Raw genomic sequence first — 975 nt, 5'->3', positions numbered from 1 at the left:
CCATCGCCTCCGCGACGGCCTTCCTCTACGCAGCCGCCGCCATGGTTCTTATCCGCCGCATCGCGCGAGCGTCATGAGTTCCGGGACGGACTCTAAGGCCGGCATGGGCGCAGGCCTCCCCGCGAAATCGTCTGAGCCCCGGTTAGGAGTAAGGAACTCGACCTTATATTGGCTCCGCGTGACGAACTGCGTAGACACTCGCGAATCCGCCTGGCTCGGCACCGCCCGAAACGTCCGGTCTACTGCCTTGAGCGTATCCAGAACGGGAGGCATCTCGTCTTCGACCGCCACGGATATCGAATAGAACTGTGCAAAGTCGGCATCCGCCGTCACCATGGCGGAACTTGCCAATCTGACGCCGAGCATTGCCGAGTAGCACTGGTATGCCACCGTTCCCACGAGGACGCCGCGCAGCCGGAAGAAGCCGGCCTTAGCAAGTGCCTCGACGACCTGTCCCGCAAAATTCTCTGGCGCCGGGAGGTGTGCTTCGCGGACTAGAGTTCTCACGAGCTGGCGGCGCTCTTTCGTCGCCGCCTTCAGTTCCTTGAACTCTTCGACCCGCTTCGCGATCTCTGGATCGTCCGCAGGGCCGACGTACATGCGTTGCTTCTTGCCGCCGATCGCCGGCCCGTCAAAATACCAGTACCGGCGCTCTCTCACCTCATTTGTGATGAAGCGCCCGTTTATGTCGAAGTCCGACACAAAGCTCTCATCGAGCGCTCTCTGAGCGAGCTCGCTGTAGAGGGTTTGGAAGTTGAACAGGATCTGGGCCATGTCTGTTATTACCACTTTTGCAGATATGGTAATAACACATAAAAAAGCGGCTTTCTAGCAAAGGCTTACGGCCAATTAGGCCGACACGGAGAACCCCTCTGTGATCTGCCCCCGCCGAGTGAACCGATTGGTTTGTTAGTGTATTAAGCCCATCGCCGCCATATCCGGACGGAGGTGGAGCGAAGCGGAACCGGAGGCCGG

The 975-nt window shown here is 59.3% G+C and carries 1 protein-coding gene; it reads right to left on the bottom strand.

Annotated elements, in window-relative coordinates; all coding sequences use genetic code 11:
* Nucleotides 1-48: 48 nt before the first annotated feature.
* Nucleotides 49-774: a GSU2403 family nucleotidyltransferase fold protein gene (locus ACFPOB_RS30395; protein ID WP_377801880.1), complete on the bottom strand. Its 726-nt coding sequence runs from the start codon at nucleotides 772-774 to the stop codon at nucleotides 49-51.
* Nucleotides 775-975 lie beyond the last annotated feature (201 nt).

The organism is Allobosea eneae, from assembly GCF_042657265.1.
GTDB classification, from domain to species: domain Bacteria; phylum Pseudomonadota; class Alphaproteobacteria; order Rhizobiales; family Beijerinckiaceae; genus Allobosea; species Allobosea eneae.
This window is presented reverse-complemented; position numbering and strand designations above follow the sequence as displayed.

Excerpts from the sequence above, each read along its gene's own strand:
- ACFPOB_RS30395 (WP_377801880.1), bottom strand. The coding sequence starts at position 774 with ATGGCCCAGATCCTGTTCAACTTCCAAACCCTCTACAGCGAGCTCGCT.